The organism is Labrys okinawensis (assembly GCF_002982075.1).
Taxonomy (GTDB): Bacteria; Pseudomonadota; Alphaproteobacteria; order Rhizobiales; family Labraceae; genus Labrys; species Labrys okinawensis_A.
Genome location: NZ_PUEJ01000005.1, coordinates 508,991 through 531,038 on the forward strand (window position 1 = coordinate 508,991; position 22,048 = coordinate 531,038).

Genomic DNA, 22,048 nt, shown 5'->3' on the forward strand with positions numbered 1-22,048 from the left:
AAACGGGACGCATCTAGGGCGCGCTTTGCCCGAGGCGGGGCAGGGAGGCTTCCAGAGCCGAACGGCGGGCTTCCAGGAAGGGAGGAAGTTTCAGGGTTTGGCCGAGCTCGGACGCAGGCTCGTCCACGGCAAAACCGGGAATATCGGTCGCGATCTCGAACAGAACATGCCCGGGTTCGCGGAAATAGACCGAGCGGAAATAGTTGCGGTCCTTCTGCTCCGTGGTGCGGATGCCATGGTTTTCGGCAAGCTTACGAACCATTGCCGCTTCCTCGGCATCATCGGCCGCGCGAAAGGCGATGTGATGTACGGAGCCGCCGCCGAGGCGAGCCGGCAGGTAGCCGCTGGCCTCGCGAATGTCGATGATGCTGCCGGCGCCGCCGTCTGGCACGCGATACCGCACCAGGCTGCCCTCGCGGCCGATTTCGCTGAAACCGAAGATGTCGGTGAGGACGGCACCGGTCGGAGCCGCCTGCGCAAGCAGCAGGTTGACGCCATGGAAACCGCGGATAGCGGCATCGGCAGGAATGCCGGCGTCGGTCCAACCGGTCTCATTCTCGATACCGGGCACGGCGGCGAGCGCGAGGCGCATGCCGTCCGGGTCCTGGAAGGACAGCACGGGGTCGCCAAAACGCCGGGTCAGCGGCTGATGGGCGACGCCGTTCTCGACGAAGCGCTGCGTCCAATAGGCGATCGAGCCCTCCGGCACCCGGAACACTGTTTCCTGCGTCTCGCCGAGACCGATGCGGCCCGGCGCGACATGCTCCCAGGGAAAGAAGGTGAGGATGCTGCCAGGATGGCCGGCCTCGTCGCCGTAATAGAGATGATAGGTGCCGGGATCATCGAAATTCACGGTCTTCTTGACCAGCCTAAGGCCAAGTATCCGAGTGTAGAAATCGAGGTTTCGCTGGGCGGGACCCGCAATGGCCGTGACGTGATGGATGCCTTTGCTGCTCATGGCGAAATTCCTTCCGGTGGGGATCGCTGGTTCCTTCGCCACCGAGATAGGCCCGATATGCCGGGAATTTCCATTGCGCCGATGCAATGAGATGGTTGGCATCCACGGTATTGAATTGTCGATATGAAAGGTAATATAGGTGCTGGATGGGTCGGAGGCGTCGCTGGGGAATTTAAGGTGGGGGACGGTTTTCCGAATTTGGCGTGGGACGATTTGCGCCTTGTAAAGGCGATCGCCGATACCCGTAACCTGCCCACGGCGGCAGCGCGCATCGGTATTGATCACTCGACCGCTTTCCGGCGGCTGCGCCAGATCGAGCAGACGCTGGGGGTCACCCTGTTTGAAAAGCACCGTACGGGCTACACGCTGACATCGGCGGGCGAGGAAGTGGCCGGGCTCGCCGACCGTGTCGACGAGGATATCGTCTCGGTGCTGCGCCGGCTCGCCGGCAGCGAACTCGACCTTGCCGGCGAGTTGCGCATAACCACCAACGACACCCTGCTGGTCGAACTGCTGACGCCGCTGTTGGCCCGGTTCGCGGAAGCCTATCCGGGTATGCGGCTCGACGTGGTCCTGTCGAATGCCGCGCTGAATCTTTCCAAGCGCGATGCCGATATTGCCATTCGTGCGTCCGATGCGCCGCCGGACACGCTGGTCGGCCGGCGCGTCGCCCGTATCGGCTGGGCTCTCTATGGCAGGGCGGAAGATTTTCCCGAGCCTGGCCTGCCGGATCTGGAAGCGCTGCATGGCCGGCGCTGGGTGGCACTCGGTGACAATCTCGCCACGCTTAAGGCCGTGCGCTATGTCAAGGCTCACGTCGCGCCGGAGCGCATCGTCTACCGCGTCAACTCGGTGCTCGGCCTGGCCGAAGCCGTCGAGGCCGGCATCGGTATCGGCCACCTGCCCTGTTTCATCGCCGGAACCCGGCCGGGGTTGCGGCGTATTGGATCGGTCAATCCGGAATTCGGGGCGGATCTCTGGCTGCTCACCCACCCTGATCTCCGGGACGCCCCGCGCATACGAGCGTTCCTCAATTTCATTGCGGCGGAGATCGTCCGGCGCCGCGCCTTCATCGAAGGGACCTAGAACCCACGTCGTGATTTGGCCGAGACATTGGACTCCAGAGGCTGAACACCCTCCGTTTCCTGCATTCGCAAACGCAGTCGTCGTGCTAGAGCAAAGTGCAATTTCTCCGAATTGCACTTTGCTCTCTAATTCCTTGTTTTGACGCGTTTTCTTAATCGAAAAGTCTATCAACTTTTCTGGAAAACGCTCTAGGTCCTCGTCATCGAGACGCCGCCATCCGCCAGCAGGGCCGTCCCCGTCACGAAGCTCGACAGGTCCGAAGCGAGATAGAGCGCGGAACGGGCGATCTCCTCGGGGCTGGCCAGGCGCTTGAGGGCGTGCAGCCCTTCGATGAAGGCGCGTGCCTCCGGGGTGTTGGAGACGCTTCGCCCCATTGGTGTATCGGTCCCGCCCGGCAACAGGGCGTTGGCGCGAATGCCCCTGGCGCTGTATTCGCTGGCGATTACCTGGGTGAGGCCGATCAGGCCGGCCTTGCTGGCGGCGTAGGCGGCCATGCCGGGAAAGCCGACGGTGTAGCCGACGAAAGTCGAGGTGAACACGAGGGTTCCGCCACCACGCGCCAGCATGGCGGGGATCTGGTGCCGCGCCGCCAGGAAGGCACTGGTCAGGTTGATCTCAATCGTATCGCGCCAGCTTTCCGAGGAAATATCGGTCAGCGGCGCCATTTCTCCGGTGGTGCCCGCATTGTTGAAGGCGATGTCGAGCCCGCCGAAATGCCGCTGAGCGGCATCTACCAGGGCAAGCTGGTGGTGCTCGTCCTGGATGTTGCCGGCGAGCGCGACGGCCTTGCCGCCGGCAGCGGCGATGTCCGCAGCGACCTTGCCGAGGGCATCGCGGCGGCGTCCCGACAGGACGACCGCAGCACCTTCGGCGGCAAACAGGCGCGCCGAGGCTTCGCCGATACCCGAACTGGCGCCAGTGATGATGGCAACCTTGTTTTCAAGCGTAGACTTCATTTCCCGAACCTCCAATTCGCTTGGGAGGTTCTTGTTCTCCAGGCATGAGCTGATCGCGACCCGTTTCCTCTGGTCTCGCTGTTTTCAGCCATTCCCTGTTTCCTGGGAAATCGCCAAGCGGGATAGCGGCCGCTAAAAGTCTCCATCCATCCGCATATCTGCCCGGACGCGGGCAACGTCTGAGAATGAACCCATGATCTCCTTTCCCTTCGGCCGCAGACGCCTCGCCGCTGTCCTGCTTGCGAGTCTTGCAGCTGGATTTCCCGCGGCGTCGGCGCTGGCCAGCGGGCGCCTGCCGCCGCTTCCGCTTCCTGCCCAGCACTTCGCCAGTTTCGAGGCCTGCCTCGAACATTTGGAGGCCGTGCAGCGCGCCGACATGGCCGGGGTGGCCGAGGGAGCGGTTGCCGATGGCGAGAACCGCACGCGCCAGAAACTGGTCGACAGCGAGGGTATCGTGCGTGTCGGCGCGCAGACCGCGCGCTACCGGGCTCGCGTCGGCAACCAGTTCCGCGTCACCGATCGCCAGAAGGGAATGATCGAAACGACCTTCAGCTATGAAGAGACCGCCCTCGAATGCCAGGGTGGTGAACTCACGGGGAACGCGACTTCGGGCTATATGCTGCCTGGCATTGAGCAATTGCCCGCTGCGGCCGAGCATCCGTAAGCCACAGACTGAGCCGATGGCGATGTCTTGCGCGCATTCGGCAACCGCGCCTCTGATGAGGCGCAGTCTGCATACCGATCACTGGCGCAATGTTGCTCCGTCGGCTGCCTTGCTCGCGGCTTCCTCTCTCGAGGCCACATTGAGAACGCGCAGCAGCAACGAGACGTGGTTGCGAACCGTAAAGGGGGAGATGGCCAGCGCCCGGGCGATCTCCTTGTTCGACTTGCCCTGGACGATCAGGTCCAGAATGTCCTGCTGGCGCGGCGTGAGCATCGGCGTCAGGTGCAGGCCCTGGTCCGGGCCGGCCCAGCTTTCGAGCGCTGCCATGACCTGTTCGGCCGCAACCAGCTTGCCGTCGGAACCGCCAGGCTGAGCCGTCAGCAGAAAGATCGTGGCATTGGGAAGGTGCCGGCGCAATTGCGCCAGGGCATCCTCGCCATCCATTTCAATGATCGCCATGACGGCGCGGCGGATTTGGACGGGAGGGGCGGAGGAGGAAGACGTCAAAGCAATGTGTCTCAATCGAAATGTCCCAGTCATCGCGGGCGAATTTCCTGGCGGCTGCCGGACCTGCGACCTTGCTTGGTCTCCTTCTGTCACGCCCGCACATGGCTGTCTGTTCCGCGCGTGACTCCGGAACAGGCGCGCCTTCTTGCCGTCGCCGCCCGCAGCGCAGGCGGGCAACCGATGGCTCAATCGTCGTTTTCGGCCGTGAGTTCTTCCGGCCGAAGACCGGATTGGCGCTCTCCCCGGCGCAGCCGCAAGCCCGGCCCCTGGCCGTCGTCGTCCAGGAACTGGATGCCGGCCTCCTCGAAGGCGAGCCGCATGGCTGCCAGGTCCTGTCTCTGCGGCATCCGGCCGCCCTTTTCGAACTCGGCGATGATGACTTTGGGCACGCCCGACCGCTTCACCAGATCGGCGACATCGAAATCCAGGAGGGCACGGGCGGCGCGGCTGAGGGAAGGGGTGAGGGACATCATGAACGCCTCATACAGATGAACAGGCCGATATCTGGCAACAGCCGGCCTTAACAGGAGATGTAGGAAGCAGCGAGGCGTTCAGCCAGTTCATCCGCCAATATTGCAGGGAAGAGTTTCCGTACCGGAGGCGATTTCTGAATCGGATCGGATGCTGTAGAGGAGAGCCCCGATTTCAAGGAAGGACACTCCCATGGTCAAGCGTCTCCATCCCGGCCCGCGTTTTTGCAAGGCGGTCGTCGCCAACGGCATTGTCACCACGGCCGGCATCACCGCCGCCGACACCAGCGGCGACACCGCGGCACAGACCGCCGACATCCTGGCGCAGATCGACGGCCTGCTGGCCGAAGCCGGCAGTTCCAAGTCGAACCTGCTCACGGCCAGCATCTGGCTGCGCGACATCGCTCATTTCTCCCAGATGAATGCCGTGTGGGACAAGTGGGTCGACATGGACAACCTGCCTGTCCGCGCCACCGTGGAGGCCCGCCTGGCCGCGCCGGAACTCCTGGTCGAGATCCAGGTCACCGCGACGGCCTGATCGCCCTTCCCAAGGCGCACTTTGCAATGACGAGTGCGCCTTCCTCTTCGAGCTGCGAAGGCCTCGGCGGTCCGAGCTATACCTGCAGCTCGGTTTCGAACGAGACGACCACCTCCCCTTCACGCTTCACCCGCGCAGAAAAGGCGTAATGCGAGAGAGCCCGGGATGCCGAAAGGCTTTCGACCTCGAAGAGCAATTCGCTGGCGGCGGAGACCAGCTTGAGAGCAGCGATATCGGTCCGGACCACGGAATAGTCGACCTCCCGCCCCACGATGTGGTGGAGAAGACGGGTCACCACCTGGGTGATGGTTTCAGCGATGATCGCAATCGGCCAAGCCGGATAGTCGAGGAAGTGACCGGCGCATCGGACTGGTGGGAGAGGCTGGCTGCGCGCTGTGAGCACTCTGCCGCGGGGTTCCTGAAACGTCAGGGCAATCGGATGCCGGTAAGGCGATCCGTCCGGAATGAAACGCTGCTCGGTTCGAAAGTCCTCGAACAAGCGGGCGAAGACCGGAGCCGACAGAGCCTGATATTCGCAATGAAGATGAGCGAAGGGCCCATCATCGCCTCCGACGACGGCCTGCGCCGCAAGCGACCGTCGATCTTGCTTCAAGACCTCCGAAAGGGCCTGGAACTCGCGGCCTGTTCCCTGGTATCGCGCATCGGAAAGCTTGCTGTAGCGTGCCTTGGTGGCCAGATAATAGATCCGCTCAGCCCCCGACCGGGCAGCTGCGGCACATGATCCGAGAATGGCCAGATGCCGGCCGATTTCGGCTGAGGCAATCGGCCCGCGTTCATAGCCGATCGCCTGTTCTGACGCGAACGCGCCATGGATAGTACCATCTTCTCCTTCTTCAAGGTCTCCAAAAGCAAAATAAGGTGCTTGCACGGCGATCCGCTCGCATATGTTCGCTATATTCAATCTGCGCACAGGATACCTACATCATATATTTTGTTTTTGATGTCGATTCGATAGCTACCGCTGCTACATTGCAACTTGATAACATTTGAATTGTAGGTATTCAAAATATTTCAGTTCACAATGCTAGAAAGTATTCTTGCTGCGAAAGTTTGTAAGGCGCAGATGGGCTTGCAAAGTTGCTGTTCCCACACTTATCGGCTCAACGCGTCTTTGCGATTCTTGGCATGACCGCCAAATCGCAAAGCGCTTCAGCTCCGCGCCACACGGGCGAAGGCATTTGCGGACATCCATTCGCCATTCTCGATCGGACAGCCCAGGAAGGCGCTGAAATAACGCTTCATGTCTCTCCTGTCGCTCGCCTCGGGATGTTCGGCCAGCATGCGCCAAGCCTGCATGATGTGGCCATGCGTGAAAATGACGATGCGATCGAGACCAAGCGCTTCGATATGGCGGGCTGCGGCGCGCACGCGCTCCAGCATCTGGGTGAATGATTCGGCGCCGGGGCCGTCGATCCGCTCCGGATCGGCGAGGTCCCAATAGGCCTCTACCAGCGGGCGACGCTGCTCCATCGTGGTGTTGGCGCAGCGGATAGGCGACAGATAGGTGAATTCCTGCACCGGCCAGGTTTCAATCGGCACCGCTGCAAAGCGCTCTGCCGTCGGGGCTGCGGTTTGGCGTGCTCGCAGATAAGGCGACACGACGATCAATTCCGGGGCACGTTCGAACGTGGCCGCTATCTGATGCGCCTGCTGCCAGCCCGTGTCGGTCAGCGGCGCCGATGAGGCGTCCTTGCTCGCCGCTCCCGCATTGGCAGTGCTTTCGCCATGGCGGATCAGCCAGAGCTCACGCGCCATGCCGCCTCCAGGAAACCGACAAGCGAACGGCCCTCACTCGAACACCTCGAATGGACGCCGCAGCCGATCTTCCCGGGTAACCTGGCGGGCGTTGAGCTTGAGTTCACAGCCACCGCAAATGTCCGGGCGAGCCGTGAAAGCCTTGGATGACTTGTCCTCGGCATCCGGAGCCCATTGTGAGGCGGGATTTCCCAAGGCAGGCGCCTTGCCGGCCGCAGGAGCCGGCTTCTTGTGCCGGGGTTGCTCCACCCTCAAATCCGGCAGTGCGAATTCCTCTGCCAGGACGGAGGTGCCCAGCAGTGGCAGGAGGAGGAGAGCGGTACAGGCGGACAGCTTCATTGGGGAGCCCCAGCGTCAGGCATTGCCGGCAGGACAAGGTCGATGAGTCGACGGCAATATCCCAACATAACATGCTCCCGACAAGGGAGGAGGGGCTGGCCGGCAGATCCGCTCCTCTGCTGCGGCTGTGGCTATTGCTTTGGCTCCGGCCTTGTGGCTTGCTTCGCCACGAGAATTGACAAGGAGCGACCAATGCCTGATCCGACACTCTGGGGACTGTTCGTTCTCGCATCGGTCACGCTGCTGCTGACACCTGGGCCGGCAGTGTTGTTCATCGTGGCGCGCTCGGTCGAGCGAGGCAAGGTCGCGGGCCTGGTTTCGGTCCTCGGCATCCATCTCGGCACCATCGTCCATATCGTCGCCGCGGCCGTCGGGCTGTCAGCCTTGGTCGTTTCCTCCACCCTGGCCTTTTCCGTGGTCAAATATCTGGGCGCGGCCTATCTGATCTGGATCGGCATCCGTACGCTGCTGGCGCCGGACCTGCCGCCGGAGATCTCTGCCAAATCGAACAAACCGCTGCATCGGCTCTTTCAGGAAGGCTTCATCGTCAACCTGTTCAACCCGAAGACCGCGATCTTCTTCCTGGCGTTCCTGCCGCAATTCGTCGATCCGGGCCGCGGCGCCCTGCATTGGCAGATTCTCGTGCTCGGCTTCACCTTCATGGGGCTCGGCATGCTGAGCGATGCCATGTTTGCACTGGCCGCCGGCGCGGCTGGGGATTTCCTGCGCCGGAGCCGCCGGTTCCTGCGGTTCCAGCGCTGGTTCGCTGGCCTGTCCTTCATCGGCCTCGGCGTAACGGCGGCGCTGGTCTCGCGGAAATAGGAATACCTCTGCCCGCGGCGGGCCACGTCGCGTGACACCTTCAACGGGGCGGATGGCTCCTTGCCGGCGCCATTGCCAGGGCCTCGCGGAGATGATCGGCGAGCAACGCGGCCGCCCGTGTCGGGCTGGGTCCGGCGTGTAACCGGATCTCGGCACCGGGCAGGGCGGGCAGACCATCCCGCGGCGACAGGCCGCGCAAACTGTGCGGCAGAAAACTCGCTTTCACCACCGTGACCGCCAATCCCTGGGCCGCAACGGCCTCCACCGTAGCCAGGTTGTGCGAGACGAAAGCCAGTCGCCACGGACGCCGGACGGCATCGAGGGCCTCGATTGCCCACTTGCGGAAGAGACAGCCCATTGGGTAGAGCGCCACGGGGAGAGGATCGATCAGCCAAGCCTCGTGCGACGCGCTGGCGGCCCAGACCGGTTGTTCGCGCCGCAGCAATTCGCCGTGTTCATGCCCCTCGGCATGCATGGCGATGACGAGATCATAGCTTTCGCCGAGGCGGCCGAGCATAGTGCTGGTCAGGCCGGTTTCCATCTCGATGTGAATGCGGGGATAGAGCGTGAGGAAGCGCGCCAGCATGGCGGGCAGAACGTGGCTCCCGTAATCGTCCATCACGCCCAGGCGAACGCGCCCCTCGATCCGATGCTCGCGAAGCTTGCCGACCGCCTCCTCGTTCAGGGCGAGGATGCGGCGTGCATAGGCAACCAGGCTTTCACCGGCCTGGGTCAGTTCGACCATGGTGGTGTTACGCCGGAACAAATCGGCAGCGACCCGCATTTCCAGGCGCCTGATCTGCATGCTCACGGCAGATTGCGTGCGATTGAGCCGGGCCGCTGCCCGCGTGAAGGAGCGGTGGTCGGCCACGGCCAGGAAGGCTCTCAATAGATCGGGATCGAGCATCGGTAACGTCATCACACATCATGATGATGTTCATCAATCAAATGCAATTCCCTTATGAGACTGGCTTCCGCTAGCCTGCGCTCGCAACGATCAACAGGGGAGCAGGGCGATGTGGGGTGTTCTGGCGGCCGTCCTGTCGAGCGGCATCGGGGGCACCGCCGTGGTCGCCACGCGTTCGCTTTCCCAAACGATCGATCCGATTACGCTCGGCGCCCTGCGTTTCGGTCTCGGCTTTGTTTTTCTCCTGCCGGTCGCGTGCCTGCGCCGCGAAGCCTGGCCGCCGCGGCGCGACTGGCCGGGCGTGGCCGGACTGGGCTTTCTGTTCTTCGGGCTCTTTCCGATCCTGTTCAATGCCGCGCTTTATTTCACCACGGCCGCGCGCGGCGCCATTGCCCTCTCGGCCCTGCCGGTCCTGACCATGCTGGCGGCCGCGGCGCTGAGAGCAGAGGCCATGACTTCACGCAAGGTGCTGGGCGTGCTGGTCACCATGACCGGGGTGGCACTGGCGCTGCTTTCGGGTCTCTCCGAAGCGCCTGCCGGCGCCTGGCGCGGTGATCTCCTGATGCTCGGAGCAGCGCTCGTGATGGCACTCTACACAATCTGGTCCCGGCCTTTTATCGCCCGTTCAGGCTCCGTTCGCTTCACCCTGGTGGCGATGGGAATCGGTGCCCTCTGCCTCGTTTTGGGGGCGGCGATCGGCGGGGGATTAGCGAATATTCGCGGGCTTCCGCCGGAAGCCTGGCTGGCTGCCGCCTATCTCGGCATTGCCGGCAGCGCGCTGGTCTTCTTCCTGTGGTCCTTCGCAGTCACCCATACGACGCCGACTCTGGTGGCGATCGCGGTGGCCGTCAATCCGATCACCGCCAGCCTTGCGGGGGAGTTCTTTCTCGCAGAAAGACTGGGCTGGAACTTCGCGGCGGGCCTCTTGCTGGTCTGCCTCGGCATTGTCATCGCGGCAACCAAGCCCGGCTTGCGTCCGGAAGGATCGTTCAGCGAGAAACGTCGGTTTCGCCTCCGAATACGACCCCGCGATTGAATTGGTAATTATAACCCGCATGCGCCCCGAAGGTGGAGCCGAGATCCGAGGAGGACCGGCTGGCGCCGTCCGTACTCCATTTCGACCTTCCCTGGGACAGGCCGCCATGGCCGCCGACATAGAACCCCGTCCAGTCATGAGGCCCGGGCGCCTTTTTGGCATCCAGGGGCGGCGGGGCGAATTTGTTCTCCTTGGGAGCAAAGCCGTCGGCAAGGGCGGTGCCGGTCAACAGCAGCAACGCGCCGGCAGCGATAGCAGGGATCTTCATGGTCGACTCCGGCAATTCGGCAGGTTGACCACTGAATCTACAGAAGAATGCGACCGAATGAAGATCATATCCGCTTCAGAGGCAGGTCGAAGAGCCATGGCAACAGCGCGCGTTCAGACCCAACGCCAATAGCTTCAGGCCCGACGATGGAGACGCAGGGGTTTGGTCGCTGCGCGCACCACGGTGCCCTTCGCCTCGAGATCGAGCTGAACGGCTTTCAGCCACCAGCCGGCTTTCGCTCCGCCGGGAAAGAGATCCTGCGACAGCAAGGGCAGCAAATGCTGCTTGGCTTCGGCTACGGTCAGGCCAGGCGAGATATCCGGCAAAACGGCGAGGAGTGCCGCTTTCATCGCCTCATATTTCGCTCTGTCGACGCGAACGACATGGCCGGGCGAAATCACGTTCTGGATCGCAATCCTCTCAACCAGCATAATGACCAACCCCGCCTTTCACATAATCGATCTTCGGCGCCCGAAAGCCCATGGCGATCCAGGCCAAAAGCAGCTTCCACATGAAACGGCCCGAATGCGAGGCATAGCTGGGCATGTCGCCTTCTCGGTCAAAGCCGCCCTGCCGATCCCCTGTCATCACGCGCATTTGCGGAGCGGGTCGATCGCTGGCGGCGAAGCGTTGCCTGTAGAGGCTGAGCCAGTGCCCGTTTTCGAATTCGAGAAACATGGGAGCGTTGCAACACTGCGCCAGAACACGCCTGGTCTTGGCGGCAGGTGTCAGGCGATATTCGCGCAGCAACTCGGCTCCCCTGACGTAACGAATCCGGTCCTTCCGGTAGAGCACGAAGGCGGTGCCCCCATCGTCCTCTGCCATGTTAGGCGCTCCCGGCAGAGCCTCGATCCGTTTCCGTGCGGTACGGCAACTCGTGCATTGACAAATGGCGGTGACGATAGGGGAATCGACCGTCTCGAGTACGACACGTCCGCACTGACAGGTGAAAGGGCGAACCCTTCCAGGTGAACGCGCCATGGTCAGCCCTCCAACATTGCCCTATAATTAGACTGTACCGTCTAGTTTGATTTGTCAATCCATATGGTCTATTCGCAAACCGGTGCTATCCAGCGGCAGGGGGCATGGCTACCATGAGCAACGGTGCAAGAATTCGGGTCGAGCGTACGCGCAAAGGTATCGTTGCGGCCGCAACCGAACTCTTCCTTAAGCATGGCTTCTTGGCCACCAACATGGACGAGATCGCCGCGACGGCCGACGTGTCCAAGCAGACCGTCTATGCCCATTTCCAAAACAAGGAGACCCTGTTCCTCGAAATAGCGAACGGCATGACGGGGCAGGCCGGCGACGAATTGCAGGAACAGGTGGCGGATCCACCCGACGACCTCCCGATTGAAAAGTTTCTGCTCAGGTTCGCTGATCTGCAGCTTGCCTTGGTGATGACGCCACGCCTGCTGCAATTGCGGCGCTTGGCGATTGCCGAGGCCGAGCGCTTTCCCGACCTCGGCAAGGTGCTGTACGAGCGCGGCCCGATGCGCTCGATCAACCGGCTGGCGACGATATTCGCGCGCTATGTCGAGTTGGGCCTCATCCAGACATCTGATGTTCGCGCCGCCGCCGCCTTCTTCAACTGGCTGGTGATGGGGGGGCCGGTCAACGACGTTATGCTCCTGGGCAATGGTGCGATACCAAAGCCGGAAGTGCTGCGGGCCCATGCCAGGGAGGCGGTTCGCATCTTCCTTGCTGCCTACCGGATCGACGCCGGGGGGAAAGCTCAGCCGACATGATCCCCATTCCGTCTCAGCCGCGCCGGTGCGTGATCCAGCCGCCCCAGAACAGGCTCGAAAAGAACAAGGTCGGTTCCTCAAAACCGGCCTGCGTCAACAACCCACCGACCTCCTGGTCCGAAGCGGGCGGATCGGCGCCCTGGCGGATCTTGCCCAGCTTTGCCTCGATCTCTGCAGCCGTTGCGCCATGCATGCGCCAGCGTTCCCCCCAGGCGGAGAGGAAGAGCGGCCTGCTTTCATAAGCATGGCGATTGCCCGCCAGGATCAGCGGCGCCTTGGGCTTGAGGCGTTTGGCCAGGGCGTCCAGAACGCTTTGCTTGGCTGCCTCGCCGGGCAGATGGTGCAACACCCCGATCAGGGTCGCGGCATCATAGATCGGCTCCTCGGGCAGGGCCGCGACCTCGCCCAGCACGGGCGCCGTTCGTGCCGTGAGACCCGCTTCGCCGACCGCGGCCATGGCGAGTTCGAGCATGGGGGCCGAAGGGTCCACGGCGGTGAAGTGCCAGAGACGCTCGAGGCGGGCGGCCGAGACGATTTCGCGGGCGGTGCCGCCGGCGCCCGCCACCAGAATCCGTGCCGGCCGGCCTGGGCCGAGGTCGGCGGCGAGCAGGCAGGCAGCAAGTTCGTGGCAGGCATCGTAGCCTGCCAGGGCTATCCGGCTCTGGACCGCATATTCGGCCGCCCTGCCGGCATCGAACTTTCCGGCGGCGTTCCCAGTCTTGGTCATGGTCTTCTCCCTGGACATCGCTCCTTTGCTCGGGAGGAGAGATGCCGGGAAGGCCGGTTCTTATGCTGGTATAAAAGCTGACTGCCGCCGGCTTGGGTCAGTTTTTGGCGAAACTCTCGGCGAGCCAGGCGTGCATCATCGCATAGGACCTCGCCGCGGCCTTGGCATCGTAGCGGCAATTGCCCGTCTTGCCGGTGGCCTCGGTTTCGGTGAAGCAATGCACGGCGTGGCCGATCTCGACGAACTGCCAGTCGGCCGGACTGCCTCGCATCTCCTCGGTGAATTTGGGTACGTCCGGCATGGTGGCGCTGTCGTCAGCCCCATTGATGGCGAGCACGCGCGCCTTGATGGACTTGGCCAGCGTCGGATCGTCGGTGCCGAGGCCGCCATGGAAGGAGATCACGGCCTTGGCGTCGGAACCGCTGCGCGCCAGGTCGAGTACGGCGCTGCCGCCGAAACAGAAGCCGATCGCCGCCAGCCGGGCCTGGTCGATCGGCGCGTTGGTGGCATTGGCCTTCAACTGCTCGAAGGCCTTGTCGATACGCTTGCGCATCAATGCGCGATTGCCATAGAGCGGCCCGATGGCAGCCTTGGCTTCATCGTCGTTCTTGGGGCGGACACCCTCGCCATACATGTCGGTGAGAAGGATGACGTACTCCTTGCCGGCGATCTTCTTGGCCTTCTCGACGGCGGTGTCGCCAACGCCGTACCAATTGGGCACCATGACCAGGCCGGGCCGTTTGGCTTTGGCGGCGTCGTCATAGATCAGCATGCTCTTGAACGTCGTGCCGTCCAGGGTCCAGTCGACGGGCTTGACCACCATCTTGGCAAGGGCGGGCGTGGCAACGAAAAGCGCGAGTAAAGGCAGAACGAAACGGGCAAGGCGCATGGGAGGTCCTCTTGGCGGCAGATGAAACCCTGTCGGGCCATCATGCTACCAGAGCGGGCCGGCTTTCAAACCTGGCGGGCAATGGTCCCGATCACATTGACGAGAAGCCGGGCGGCGGTCAGCGCCGACAAGCCGCTCCCGTCGGCGGGCGGATAGAGTTCGACGAGATCGAAACCCGCAATCCTGGCTCGCTGGCCGAGACCCGCGATCAGGTCGATCACCTGGGTGTAGCTGAGGCCGCCAGGCGTGCGGGCCGCCACCCCCGGCATGAGGCCGGGATCGAGGCCGTCGCAATCGAGGCTGATAACGACCTTGGCTCCCGCGGGAACGAGCTCGAGAGCGGCCTCGATGCCCCGGACGTGAATCTCGCGGGCGGTCACCATGCGGCTGGCATAGGCTCGAGCCGCTTCGATTTCCGACAGGCGAGCACTGCCGACGCCACGCATGCCCACCTGCACCATGCCGGCCACATGCGCCATCTCGCTGGCGCGGCGCATCGGGCTGGAATAGCCGTAACGTTCCCCGTGCACTTCGTCGCGCCAGTCGATATGCGCATCGATCTGCAGGATCCAGATCGGGCCGTGGTCGGCGAACCCAGCAAGGAAGGGAATGGGGACGGAATCGTCGCCGCCGATGAGGAGAGGGACGGCGCCCGCCGCCAGTATCGCGCGTGTCTTCGCCTCGATTCGGCCGCGGTTCGCGGCATTGTCATGCATGACCGTTTCGATATTGCCGATATCGACGCAGGAAGCAGGCTTGCCAGCGAAGAGCGGACCACCGAGGTCGAAATCCCAATGCTCGGCCAGACCGGCATCCTCCTGGCTGGCGACACGAATAGCATCCGGCGCCAGGGCATAGGGACTGCTGTCCTTGCCGGGATAGGTGCTGCCATGGCCGGCTCCGAAGATCACCATCGCGGGCTCGCGGTCGCCGGCAAGGTGTGCGGGAAAATCCAGGAAGGTGGGTGCGGCGGTCATGGGACGCGATCCTGTCGGCAGCAATTCAGGAAACGGAGGCCTCGACGATTTCGAGCGGGAATCCGGTCTGCTTGATGGTCTTGGTAACGATATAGGTGAAATAGCGGTCGATGCCGATCTCGGCCTCGAGCAAGGCGTCGATCAGGCGCTGATAGGAATCGATGTCGGTGGTGACCACGCGCAGGAGATAATCGATGCCGCCCCCGACAGCGTCGCAGGCGACGACGGCCGGCTCTCTGATCACGGCGGCTTCGAAACGCTGGAAGTCCGCCTGGCGATGGCTCTTGAGCGTGATCTCGACCAGCACGGTGGCAAAGCGCCCGAGCCGGGCCGCGTCGATGACGGCACCGTAACGGGCGATCACGCCGGCTTTTTCCAGACGGCGCAGCCGTTCCCAGCACGCAGCCGCCGACAGGCCGGCCTCGACGGCGAGGTTCAGCTTGGTGATGCGACCATCGCGCTGCAGGGCCGCGAGGATCTTCAGATCGATCTTGTCGAGTTTCAACATGGCGCCGGCGAATGGATTGGTATAATACGGATAGGCTCGGATATTGTATCAGGACAATTTCATGTCATTCTCCAATTCTGACCGGTCCGCGCGATTTGTCGAGTCGCGCGCGCCTCTGGCGGCAGCAGCAGAATGGCGGCCAGTCCTACCGCGCCGCAAGGGCGTGACCAAGCACAAGCTGCTCACCGACCTGATCATTGCCGATGTCGAGGCCGAGGTCCTGAAGCCGGGCACGCGCATGCCGACCCATCGCGATCTCGCCCACGCCCTCAAGGTTTCGGTGCAGACGGTCAGCATCAGCTATAAGGAAGCGGAACGGCGCGGGGTGTTGCGCGGCGAAGTCGGGCGGGGCACCTTCGTGCGGGACCGGGTGACCGAGCGGGCCGAGCGCTTCATGCTGGATCGCTCTCCCGGCCAGACGGCCGACCTCTCCATCATCCGCGCCGTCTATACGGAAGCCCATGAGCGCGCCTCGCGGCAGGTGATGGCCCGCCTGGGCGACGGGGACAACAGCGCTTTCATGCGCACCTGCCGCCCGATCGCCGGGCTCGACCGGCATCGCGCCGCGGCCAGGCTCTGGCTGCGCGGGCTCGGTGTGGAAGCGGAATCCGAACGCATCCTGATCACCAATGGCGCGGCTCATGGCCTCTTCCTGGCCGTGGCCTCGGTCGTCCATCCCGGTGACCTGGTGCTGACCGAAAACCTGACGGATCACGGCATCATCGGCCTGGCGTCGCTATTGGGCTTCACCCTGCGCGGCTTGCCGACGGATGCCGAAGGCATTCTGCCGGAGGCCCTCGAAGCCGCCTGCGCGGCGGGAGGCGTCAAGGCACTTGTCCTCATTCCCTCGCTGGGAAACCCGACCAGTCATGTGGCCGGCGCCGAACGCCGGCGTGCGATTGCCGACATAGCGGGCCGCTATGGCCTCTTCGTGATCGAGGACGAGGTCTACAAGCCCCTGCTCGACGAGCCCTTGCCTTCGATCGCCCAGATGTTGCCCGAGCTTGGCTTCTTCGCCACCTCGATGACCAAGTCGGTGATGACGGGACTGCGAGTCGGCTATCTCGTGGTGCCGCCGGCCTATTCGATCCGTGTCGGCAGCATCATGCGGGTCACGAGCTGGAGCGCCACCAATCTGCCGGCGGAAATCGCCTCGCTGTGGATCGAGGACGGCACGGCGCAGGCCCTCATCGGCCTTCAGCGCCAGGAAGCCCGGGCCCGCCAGGCCATCGTGGCCCAGGTGCTCGGCGACATCGTCGCCTCCAGCCATCCCCTCTCGCTTTGCGCCTGGCTGAAAGTGCCCTCGCGTTGGACGGAGGAGGGGCTGGTGCGCGCTCTTGCCCAGCGCGCGATCGCTGTGACGCCCTCCGATCCCTTCGTTGCCGGCGAGGTGGGCGGCGGCGGGATTCGCATCTGTCTCGGCGGACGGCTGTCGCACGCCGCCCTGGCGGAGACGCTCGCATCGGTCCGGGCCACCTTCGAACAACTGCCGCCTGTCTTCGACGCACGCCTGATCGCCTGATCGCGTCTGTATCATTACAATATAATAATTGACATGATTTTTGTATCGTAACACCATCCCTCCCAAGCCAGGAGGGGTGGGTTCGATGCCGGTTTCGGTCACCATCGACGAGATCAAGGCCGCCCAGGCGCGGATCGCGAGGCATGTGGTGCGCACGCCGCTGCGCCATGCGCCTTCGCTCTCGCATAACAATTCGCCGGTTCACCTCAAGCTGGAAACGCGCCAGACCACCGGCTCGTTCAAGCTGCGTGGCGCAACCAACGCGGTGCTCTCTCTCGAGACAGCGCCCACACGCGGGGCAACGGGGGTCGTCACCGCCTCGACGGGAAACCACGGCCGAGCGGTCGCGCATGCGGCCAAGGCTCGCGGTATCCGGGCCGTAGTGTGCATGTCCCACCTCGTGCCGGAAAACAAGGTCGAGGCCGTCCGCTCGCTCGGCGCCGAGGTGCGTATCGTCGGCCACTCTCAGGACGACGCGCAGGAGGAAGTCGACCGGCTGGTGGCCGAGGAAAATCTGGCTGAAATCCCGCCTTTCGACCACCCGGCCGTGATTGCCGGGCAGGGAACGATCGGGCTCGAAATCATAGAGGACATGCCGGAGGTCGAACTCGTGCTGGTACCGCTGTCGGGCGGCGGACTGGCAGGCGGGATCGCGGCAGCCGTCAAGGCGCTCCGCCCCCGGACCAAGGTCGTCGGCATCTCGATGGCCCGGGGGGCCGCCATGCATGCCAGCCTGCTGGCCGGCAAGCCGGTTCAGGTGGAGGAGTTGCCGACACTGGCGGATTCGCTCGGCGGAGGCATCGGGCTCGCCAATCACTACAGTTTCGCCCTGTGCCGTGATTTCCTCGACGAGGTCGTCCTGCTGACCGAAGAAGAAGTGGCGACCGGCATCCGACATGCCTTCACGGCGGAAGGCGAAATCGTCGAGGGAGCCGCAGGCGTGGGTGTCGCCGCTCTGCTGGCCGGCAAGGTCAAGCCGTCGGGGCCGACCGCGGTGGTGGTTTCCGGCCGCAATATCGACCTGGGCTTGCATCGCCGCATCGTCGAACAGGGAGTGGCGGCATGATCGTGCTGACCGAAGCCGAATTGCGCCATTGCGTGGCGCTCGATGCCGATGCCGTCGATTGCGTCGAGCAGGCTTTCCTGGCACTCGCCACCGAAGCGGTGGCGATGCCGCCGATCCTGCGGCTCGACATCCCCAAGCATCGCGGCGAGGTGGACGTCAAGACGGCCTATATTCCCGGTGTCGAGGGCTTCGCCATCAAGATCAGCCCCGGCTTCTTCGACAATCCCAAGCTCGGCCTTCCCAGCCTCAACGGCCTGATGGTGCTGCTGAGCAGCCGGACGGGTCTGGTCGAAGCCCTGCTGCTCGACAATGGCTATCTCACGCAGATCCGGACCGCCGCTGCTGGGGCAGTCGCCGCCCGCCACCTCGCACGGGCCGATGCCCGGACTGCCGCCATCATCGGAGCCGGCGAGCAGGCCCGGCTGCAACTCGAAGCGCTCCGCCTGGTCCGGCCGATCGATCGGGCTCGGCTCTGGGCTCGCGATGCCGCCAAGGCTGTGGCTACGGCCGAGGAGCTGTCGCAGCGCCTGGGCATCCCAGTCGCGCCGGCTGCCAGCGTCGAGGCGGCCTGCGCCGGGGCCGATATCATCGTCACCACCACACCGGCCAAGAGCCCGGTGCTCAAGGCCGAATGGCTGTCACCCGGCCAGCACGTCACGGCAATGGGCTCGGATTCCGAACATAAGAACGAAGTGGATCCGGCCGTCTTCGGCAGGGTGGTCTATGTCGCCGACAGTCTCGCGCAGACAAGGCGCCTCGGCGAACTGGCCCATGCCATCGAGGCGGGAACCGCGGACACCGATGCAATGTTTGCCGAACTGGGACAGGTGATCGCCGGTAAGGCGAAGGGGCGCCAAAGCGATGCCGACATCACCCTTTGCGACCTGACAGGCACCGGGGTGCAGGACACCGCCATCGCCACACTCGCTTTTCGCCGGGCCACCGCCGCCGGCGTTGGCCAAGCCTTCGAGACGACTGGAGCCAGGCGCGTTTAGGTGAAAACGCTTTCTATCTCCAGCCCCTGTTTGGACGCGTCTTTGCGGTTGGGGGGCCTTCCACCCCATCGCAGAGCATTACTGCAGAAAGTGACGGAATGATCGCTCCCACGCTTAATTTCAGCCGCGAGGAATATGCCGGGCGCCTGGCCAGGACACGCGCGGCCATGGCCCAGGCCGGCATTGATCTTCTTGTCGTCACCGACCCTTCGAACATGCACTGGCTTACCGGCTATGACGGCTGGTCCTTCTACGTGCACCAATGCGTTCTCGTCGCGGGCGAAGGAGAGCCGGTCTGGTTCGGCCGGGGACAGGACGCCAACGGCGCCAAGCGCACGACCTGGCTCAGCCACGACAATATCGTCGGCTATCCCGATCACTATGTGCAGTCCACCGAGCGCCATCCGATGGACTACCTGTCGGGCATCATCGAGCAGCGCGGCTGGGCCAAGGCCACGATCGGCGTCGAAATGGACAATTACTGGTTCAGCGCCGCGGCCTATGCCTCGCTGGTCCGGCATTTGCCCAATGCCCGCTTCAAGGACTGCCTGTCATTGATCAACTGGCAACGGGCCATCAAGAGCCCGACCGAGATCGACTATATGCGCAAGGCCGGCCGCATCGTAGAGGCGATGCATCGGCGCATTCTCGACAAGGTCGAGCCCGGCATGCGCAAGAGCGATCTCGTCGCCGAGATCTATGACGCCGCCATCCGGGGCGTCGACGGCTTCGGCGGCGATTATGCCGCCATCGTGCCGTTGTTGCCGTCGGGCGAGGAGGCCTCTGCGCCGCATCTGACCTGGAACGACCTGCCGATGAAAGCCGGGGAGGGCACCTTCTTCGAGATCGCCGGCTGCTACCGACGCTATCACTGCCCGCTGTCGCGCACCGTCTTCCTCGGCAAGCCGACCCAGGCGTTTCTCGACGCCGAGAAGGCAACCGTGGAGGGCATGGAGGCCGGGCTCGCCGCGGCCAGGCCCGGCAACACCTGCGAAGACATTGCCAACGCCTTCTTCGCCGTGCTGAAGAAATACGGCATCGTCAAGGACAACCGCACCGGCTACCCGATCGGCCTGAGCTATCCGCCCGATTGGGGCGAGCGCACCATGAGCCTGCGGCCGGGAGACCGCACGGAGCTGCGTCCCGGCATGACCTTCCATTTCATGACGGGTCTCTGGCTCGAAAACATGGGGCTGGAGATCACCGAGAGCATCCTGATCACCGAGAACGGCGTGGACTGCCTCGCCAATGTGCCGCGCCAGCTTTTCGTGAAACCATGAACGCCGATCCGATCCTGCGCCCGTCCCCCATCAGCGCCAGCGTCGATTTCGACGCCGATGGCATCCAGCACGGCCATCTGCGCCTGCCCTGGAGCCGGGACGATTCCGCCTGGGGATCGGTGATGATTCCGGTCACGGTGGTGAAGCATGGCGAGGGGCCGACGGCCCTTTTGACCGGCGCCAATCACGGCGACGAATATGAGGGACCGATCGCCCTGTTCGACCTCGCCCGCACGCTGCGGGCGGAGGCGGTGAGCGGGCGCGTCATCATCGTGCCGGCCTTGAACTATCCCGCCTTTCGGGCCGCCAAGCGCACCTCGCCGATCGACAAGGGCAATCTCAATCGCAGCTTCCCCGGGCGCCCGGACGGCAGCGTCACCGAGAAGATCGCCGACTATGTCACGCGGTCGCTATTGCCTCTGGCCGATATCGTGCTCGACTTCCATTCCGGCGGGCGGACGCTGGATTTCCTTCCCTATGCCGCAGCGCACGAATTGCCCGACAAGGCGCAGGAAGACCGCTGCTTTGCCGCTGTGGCCGCCTTCTCGGCACCCTGGTCGATGCGCATGATCGAGATCGACGCGGTCGGCATGTTCGACACCACGGCCGAGATGGCGGGCAAGGTCTTCGTCACCACCGAGCTCGGCGGCGGCGGCACCGCGACGGCACGCTCGGCCGGCATCGCCAAGCGCGGAGTCGCCAATCTCCTCAGGCATGCCGGCATCCTGGCGGGACGGCCTGAACTCGGCGAGACGCGTTGGCTCGATATGCCTTCCTCGGATTGTTTCGGTTTCAGCCCGGAAGAGGGGCTGGTCGAGTTCCTCAAGGATCTCGGCGAGCCCGTGGCCAAGGGAGAAGTCTTCGCTCGTATATATCCGCTCGGCCACACCGGCCTCGCCCCCTACGAGCATCGGGCAGCGCTGGATGGTCTGCTGGCGGCCCGCCATTTCCCCGGCCTCGTCAAGGCCGGTGACTGTCTCTCGGTGATCGCAACCACCGCGGAGAATGCCTGACAATCGACAACGACCTGCCGGACCCAACCAGGCAGGCAATCATACCAGACAGGAGAATGAGATGATGAAACTGCCCCGACTTGCCGGCCTCGCCGGATTGGTTCTCGTCATGAGCGCCGCCAGCGTTCAGGCCACCACTCTCGAGGAGGTCAAGAGCAACGGCTTCGTCCGCGCCGTCACGGCCAACGAGGTTCCCTACGGTTTCACCAAGGAAGACGGCACGGCCGCCGGCATTGGTCCGGAGGTGGCCATCGCCGTCCTCAAGAAGATGGGCGTCAGCGAGATCGCCTGGACGGTCGCGCCGTTCGGTACCCTGATCCCGGGCCTCAAGGCGCGGCGCTATGATTTCGTGGCGGCCGAGCAGAACATCTCCCCCGACCGCTGCAAGCAGGTCTCCTTCACCGAGCCGAACTCCAGCTATGGCGAAGGCCTCCTGGTCAAGGCCGGCAATCCCAAGAAGCTGACGACCTATGCCGACATCGCCAAGGATCCCTCGCTCAAGGTTGCGGTGGTGTCGGGTGCCAACAATATCGACTTTCTGCGCGCCGTCGGGGTCAAGGACAGCCAGGTCGTCTTCATCCAGGCCAATGCCGACGCCATCGCCACGGTGAAGAGCCGGGCCGACGCCTATGCTGCCACCGAACTGACGGTAGCCAGCCTGGCCAAGGGCCAGACGGAGGTGGAACAGGTCAAGCCCTTCACCGATCCGGTCGTCAATGGCAAACCGGTGCGTAACTATGGCGGCTTCGCCTTCCGTCCGGAGGACAAGGACCTGCGCGATGCCTATGACGCCGCCCTGGTGGAGTTCCGCAAGAGCGACGAGTACAAGGCGATCCTCACCAATTACGGGTTGAGCGAGGCCAGCATCAAGGCCGCGGCCGAAAAGAAGGTCGCGGATCTCTGCGCAGGCAAGTAGCCGGCGCTGGGTCGACACACAGTGTCGGGGTGGGTGGGGTGACCTTTTCACAAAATGAGAGGTCACAATCGTCAAAACTA

At 63.8% G+C, this 22,048-nt stretch carries 27 protein-coding genes; 12 read left to right on the forward strand and 15 right to left on the reverse strand.

The genetic code is table 11. The features are described 5' to 3' along the window. Positions 1–13: 13 nt before the first annotated feature. Entirely contained in the window at positions 14–958 is a 945-nt protein-coding gene (locus C5L14_RS16050; RefSeq protein WP_105863035.1) for a ring-cleaving dioxygenase, read from the reverse strand. A gap of 177 nt (positions 959–1,135) precedes the next feature. On the opposite strand from C5L14_RS16050, the gene C5L14_RS16055 reads away from it, so the two are divergent. Continuing rightward, a complete protein-coding gene (locus C5L14_RS16055; RefSeq protein WP_245443407.1) occupies positions 1,136–2,044 on the forward strand; it encodes a LysR family transcriptional regulator in 909 nt (302 codons plus the stop codon). A 188-nt stretch (positions 2,045–2,232) separates the two neighbouring features. Here the strand turns inward: C5L14_RS16055 and C5L14_RS16060 are convergent, their stop codons facing one another. Beyond that, entirely contained in the window at positions 2,233–3,000 is a 768-nt protein-coding gene (locus tag C5L14_RS16060) for an SDR family oxidoreductase (RefSeq protein ID WP_105863037.1), read from the reverse strand. Positions 3,001–3,193: 193 nt separating this feature from the next. Here C5L14_RS16060 and C5L14_RS16065 point away from each other — a divergent pair, with 193 nt between their 5' ends. Then, positions 3,194–3,664 carry a hypothetical protein gene (locus C5L14_RS16065; RefSeq protein WP_105863038.1) on the forward strand — a complete coding sequence of 157 codons (471 nt, stop codon included), beginning with the start codon at positions 3,194–3,196 and terminating at the stop codon, positions 3,662–3,664. A gap of 78 nt (positions 3,665–3,742) precedes the next feature. Here C5L14_RS16065 and C5L14_RS16070 read toward each other — a convergent pair whose 3' ends face one another. Both C5L14_RS16070 and C5L14_RS16075 read right to left on the reverse strand, forming a co-directional pair. Beyond that, entirely contained in the window at positions 3,743–4,123 is a 381-nt protein-coding gene (locus tag C5L14_RS16070) for a response regulator transcription factor (protein WP_245197087.1), read from the reverse strand. A gap of 233 nt (positions 4,124–4,356) precedes the next feature. Next, positions 4,357–4,644, reverse strand: coding sequence for a transcriptional regulator (locus C5L14_RS16075; RefSeq protein WP_245197086.1), 288 nt, complete (start codon positions 4,642–4,644; stop codon positions 4,357–4,359). Between the two features lie 190 nt (positions 4,645–4,834). Between C5L14_RS16075 and C5L14_RS16080 the strand changes: the two genes are divergently transcribed. Continuing rightward, positions 4,835–5,179 (forward strand): RidA family protein, encoded by a 345-nt coding sequence (locus C5L14_RS16080; RefSeq protein ID WP_105863040.1) that lies wholly within the window; start codon positions 4,835–4,837, stop codon positions 5,177–5,179. A 76-nt stretch (positions 5,180–5,255) separates the two neighbouring features. Here C5L14_RS16080 and C5L14_RS16085 read toward each other — a convergent pair whose 3' ends face one another. The 3 genes from C5L14_RS16085 to C5L14_RS16095 all read right to left on the reverse strand — a co-directional run bounded on the left by C5L14_RS16085 (position 5,256) and on the right by C5L14_RS16095 (position 7,294). Then, complete coding sequence (locus C5L14_RS16085; protein WP_105863041.1) at positions 5,256–6,068, reverse strand: hypothetical protein; 813 nt, start codon at positions 6,066–6,068, stop codon at positions 5,256–5,258. A gap of 281 nt (positions 6,069–6,349) precedes the next feature. Beyond that, positions 6,350–6,955 (reverse strand): histidine phosphatase family protein, encoded by a 606-nt coding sequence (locus C5L14_RS16090; protein WP_105863042.1) that lies wholly within the window; start codon positions 6,953–6,955, stop codon positions 6,350–6,352. Between the two features lie 33 nt (positions 6,956–6,988). Continuing rightward, on the reverse strand, positions 6,989–7,294 hold the full coding sequence (locus tag C5L14_RS16095; protein ID WP_105863043.1) for a hypothetical protein: 306 nt from the start codon (positions 7,292–7,294) through the stop codon (positions 6,989–6,991). 192 nt (positions 7,295–7,486) lie between these two features. Between C5L14_RS16095 and C5L14_RS16100 the strand changes: the two genes are divergently transcribed. Next, complete coding sequence (locus C5L14_RS16100) at positions 7,487–8,116, forward strand: LysE family translocator (protein ID WP_105863044.1); 630 nt, start codon at positions 7,487–7,489, stop codon at positions 8,114–8,116. A gap of 40 nt (positions 8,117–8,156) precedes the next feature. On the opposite strand, the gene C5L14_RS16105 is transcribed toward C5L14_RS16100, so the two are convergent. Next, the gene (locus tag C5L14_RS16105; RefSeq protein ID WP_105863045.1) at positions 8,157–9,035 is read right to left on the reverse strand and encodes a LysR family transcriptional regulator; all 879 of its coding nucleotides are present in this window, start codon (positions 9,033–9,035) and stop codon (positions 8,157–8,159) included. Between the two features lie 97 nt (positions 9,036–9,132). Between C5L14_RS16105 and C5L14_RS16110 the strand changes: the two genes are divergently transcribed. Beyond that, on the forward strand, positions 9,133–10,059 hold the full coding sequence (locus C5L14_RS16110; RefSeq protein WP_105863046.1) for a DMT family transporter: 927 nt from the start codon (positions 9,133–9,135) through the stop codon (positions 10,057–10,059). On the opposite strand, the gene C5L14_RS16115 is transcribed toward C5L14_RS16110, so the two are convergent. The 3 genes from C5L14_RS16115 to C5L14_RS16125 form a co-directional block, all read right to left on the reverse strand. Then, a complete protein-coding gene (locus C5L14_RS16115) occupies positions 10,013–10,327 on the reverse strand; it encodes a hypothetical protein (protein WP_105863047.1) in 315 nt (104 codons plus the stop codon). The genes C5L14_RS16110 and C5L14_RS16115 overlap by 47 nt on opposite strands. Positions 10,328–10,461: 134 nt before the next feature. Beyond that, entirely contained in the window at positions 10,462–10,758 is a 297-nt protein-coding gene (locus tag C5L14_RS16120) for a DUF6958 family protein (RefSeq protein WP_245197083.1), read from the reverse strand. Beyond that, positions 10,748–11,152, reverse strand: a complete 405-nt coding sequence (locus C5L14_RS16125; RefSeq protein WP_245443408.1) for a hypothetical protein — start codon at positions 11,150–11,152, stop codon at positions 10,748–10,750. The genes C5L14_RS16120 and C5L14_RS16125 overlap by 11 nt, the downstream gene beginning before the upstream one ends. A 269-nt stretch (positions 11,153–11,421) precedes the next feature. Between C5L14_RS16125 and C5L14_RS16130 the strand changes: the two genes are divergently transcribed. Next, positions 11,422–12,075, forward strand: a complete 654-nt coding sequence (locus tag C5L14_RS16130) for a TetR/AcrR family transcriptional regulator (RefSeq protein ID WP_105863253.1) — start codon at positions 11,422–11,424, stop codon at positions 12,073–12,075. Between the two features lie 13 nt (positions 12,076–12,088). Here the strand turns inward: C5L14_RS16130 and C5L14_RS16135 are convergent, their stop codons facing one another. From C5L14_RS16135 to C5L14_RS16150, 4 genes are all read right to left on the reverse strand, one after another. Next, positions 12,089–12,802, reverse strand: a complete 714-nt coding sequence (locus C5L14_RS16135) for a class I SAM-dependent methyltransferase (protein ID WP_105863254.1) — start codon at positions 12,800–12,802, stop codon at positions 12,089–12,091. A gap of 97 nt (positions 12,803–12,899) precedes the next feature. Continuing rightward, a complete protein-coding gene (locus C5L14_RS16140; protein WP_105863049.1) occupies positions 12,900–13,691 on the reverse strand; it encodes a dienelactone hydrolase family protein in 792 nt (263 codons plus the stop codon). 65 nt (positions 13,692–13,756) lie between these two features. Beyond that, entirely contained in the window at positions 13,757–14,668 is a 912-nt protein-coding gene (locus C5L14_RS16145) for an agmatinase (RefSeq protein WP_105863050.1), read from the reverse strand. A 25-nt stretch (positions 14,669–14,693) separates the two neighbouring features. Continuing rightward, positions 14,694–15,173, reverse strand: coding sequence for an Lrp/AsnC family transcriptional regulator (locus tag C5L14_RS16150; RefSeq protein WP_105863255.1), 480 nt, complete (start codon positions 15,171–15,173; stop codon positions 14,694–14,696). A 118-nt stretch (positions 15,174–15,291) separates the two neighbouring features. Here C5L14_RS16150 and C5L14_RS16155 point away from each other — a divergent pair, with 118 nt between their 5' ends. The 6 genes from C5L14_RS16155 (at position 15,292) to ehuB (ending at position 21,968) form a co-directional block, all read left to right on the forward strand. Continuing rightward, positions 15,292–16,698: a PLP-dependent aminotransferase family protein gene (locus C5L14_RS16155; protein WP_245443414.1), complete on the forward strand. Its 1,407-nt coding sequence runs from the start codon at positions 15,292–15,294 to the stop codon at positions 16,696–16,698. Positions 16,699–16,783: 85 nt separating this feature from the next. Next, the gene (gene eutB / locus C5L14_RS16160) at positions 16,784–17,764 is read left to right on the forward strand and encodes a hydroxyectoine utilization dehydratase EutB (protein ID WP_105863051.1); all 981 of its coding nucleotides are present in this window, start codon (positions 16,784–16,786) and stop codon (positions 17,762–17,764) included. Further along, on the forward strand, positions 17,761–18,759 hold the full coding sequence (gene eutC, locus C5L14_RS16165) for an ectoine utilization protein EutC (protein WP_105863052.1): 999 nt from the start codon (positions 17,761–17,763) through the stop codon (positions 18,757–18,759). The genes eutB and eutC overlap by 4 nt, the downstream gene beginning before the upstream one ends. A gap of 101 nt (positions 18,760–18,860) precedes the next feature. Then, positions 18,861–20,039 (forward strand): ectoine hydrolase DoeA, encoded by a 1,179-nt coding sequence (doeA, locus tag C5L14_RS16170; protein WP_105863257.1) that lies wholly within the window; start codon positions 18,861–18,863, stop codon positions 20,037–20,039. Beyond that, positions 20,036–21,052, forward strand: a complete 1,017-nt coding sequence (doeB, locus tag C5L14_RS16175) for a N(2)-acetyl-L-2,4-diaminobutanoate deacetylase DoeB (protein WP_105863053.1) — start codon at positions 20,036–20,038, stop codon at positions 21,050–21,052. Before doeA ends, doeB begins: the two co-directional genes overlap by 4 nt. A gap of 64 nt (positions 21,053–21,116) precedes the next feature. Continuing rightward, positions 21,117–21,968 carry an ectoine/hydroxyectoine ABC transporter substrate-binding protein EhuB gene (gene ehuB / locus C5L14_RS16180; protein ID WP_105863258.1) on the forward strand — a complete coding sequence of 284 codons (852 nt, stop codon included), beginning with the start codon at positions 21,117–21,119 and terminating at the stop codon, positions 21,966–21,968. Positions 21,969–22,048 lie beyond the last annotated feature (80 nt).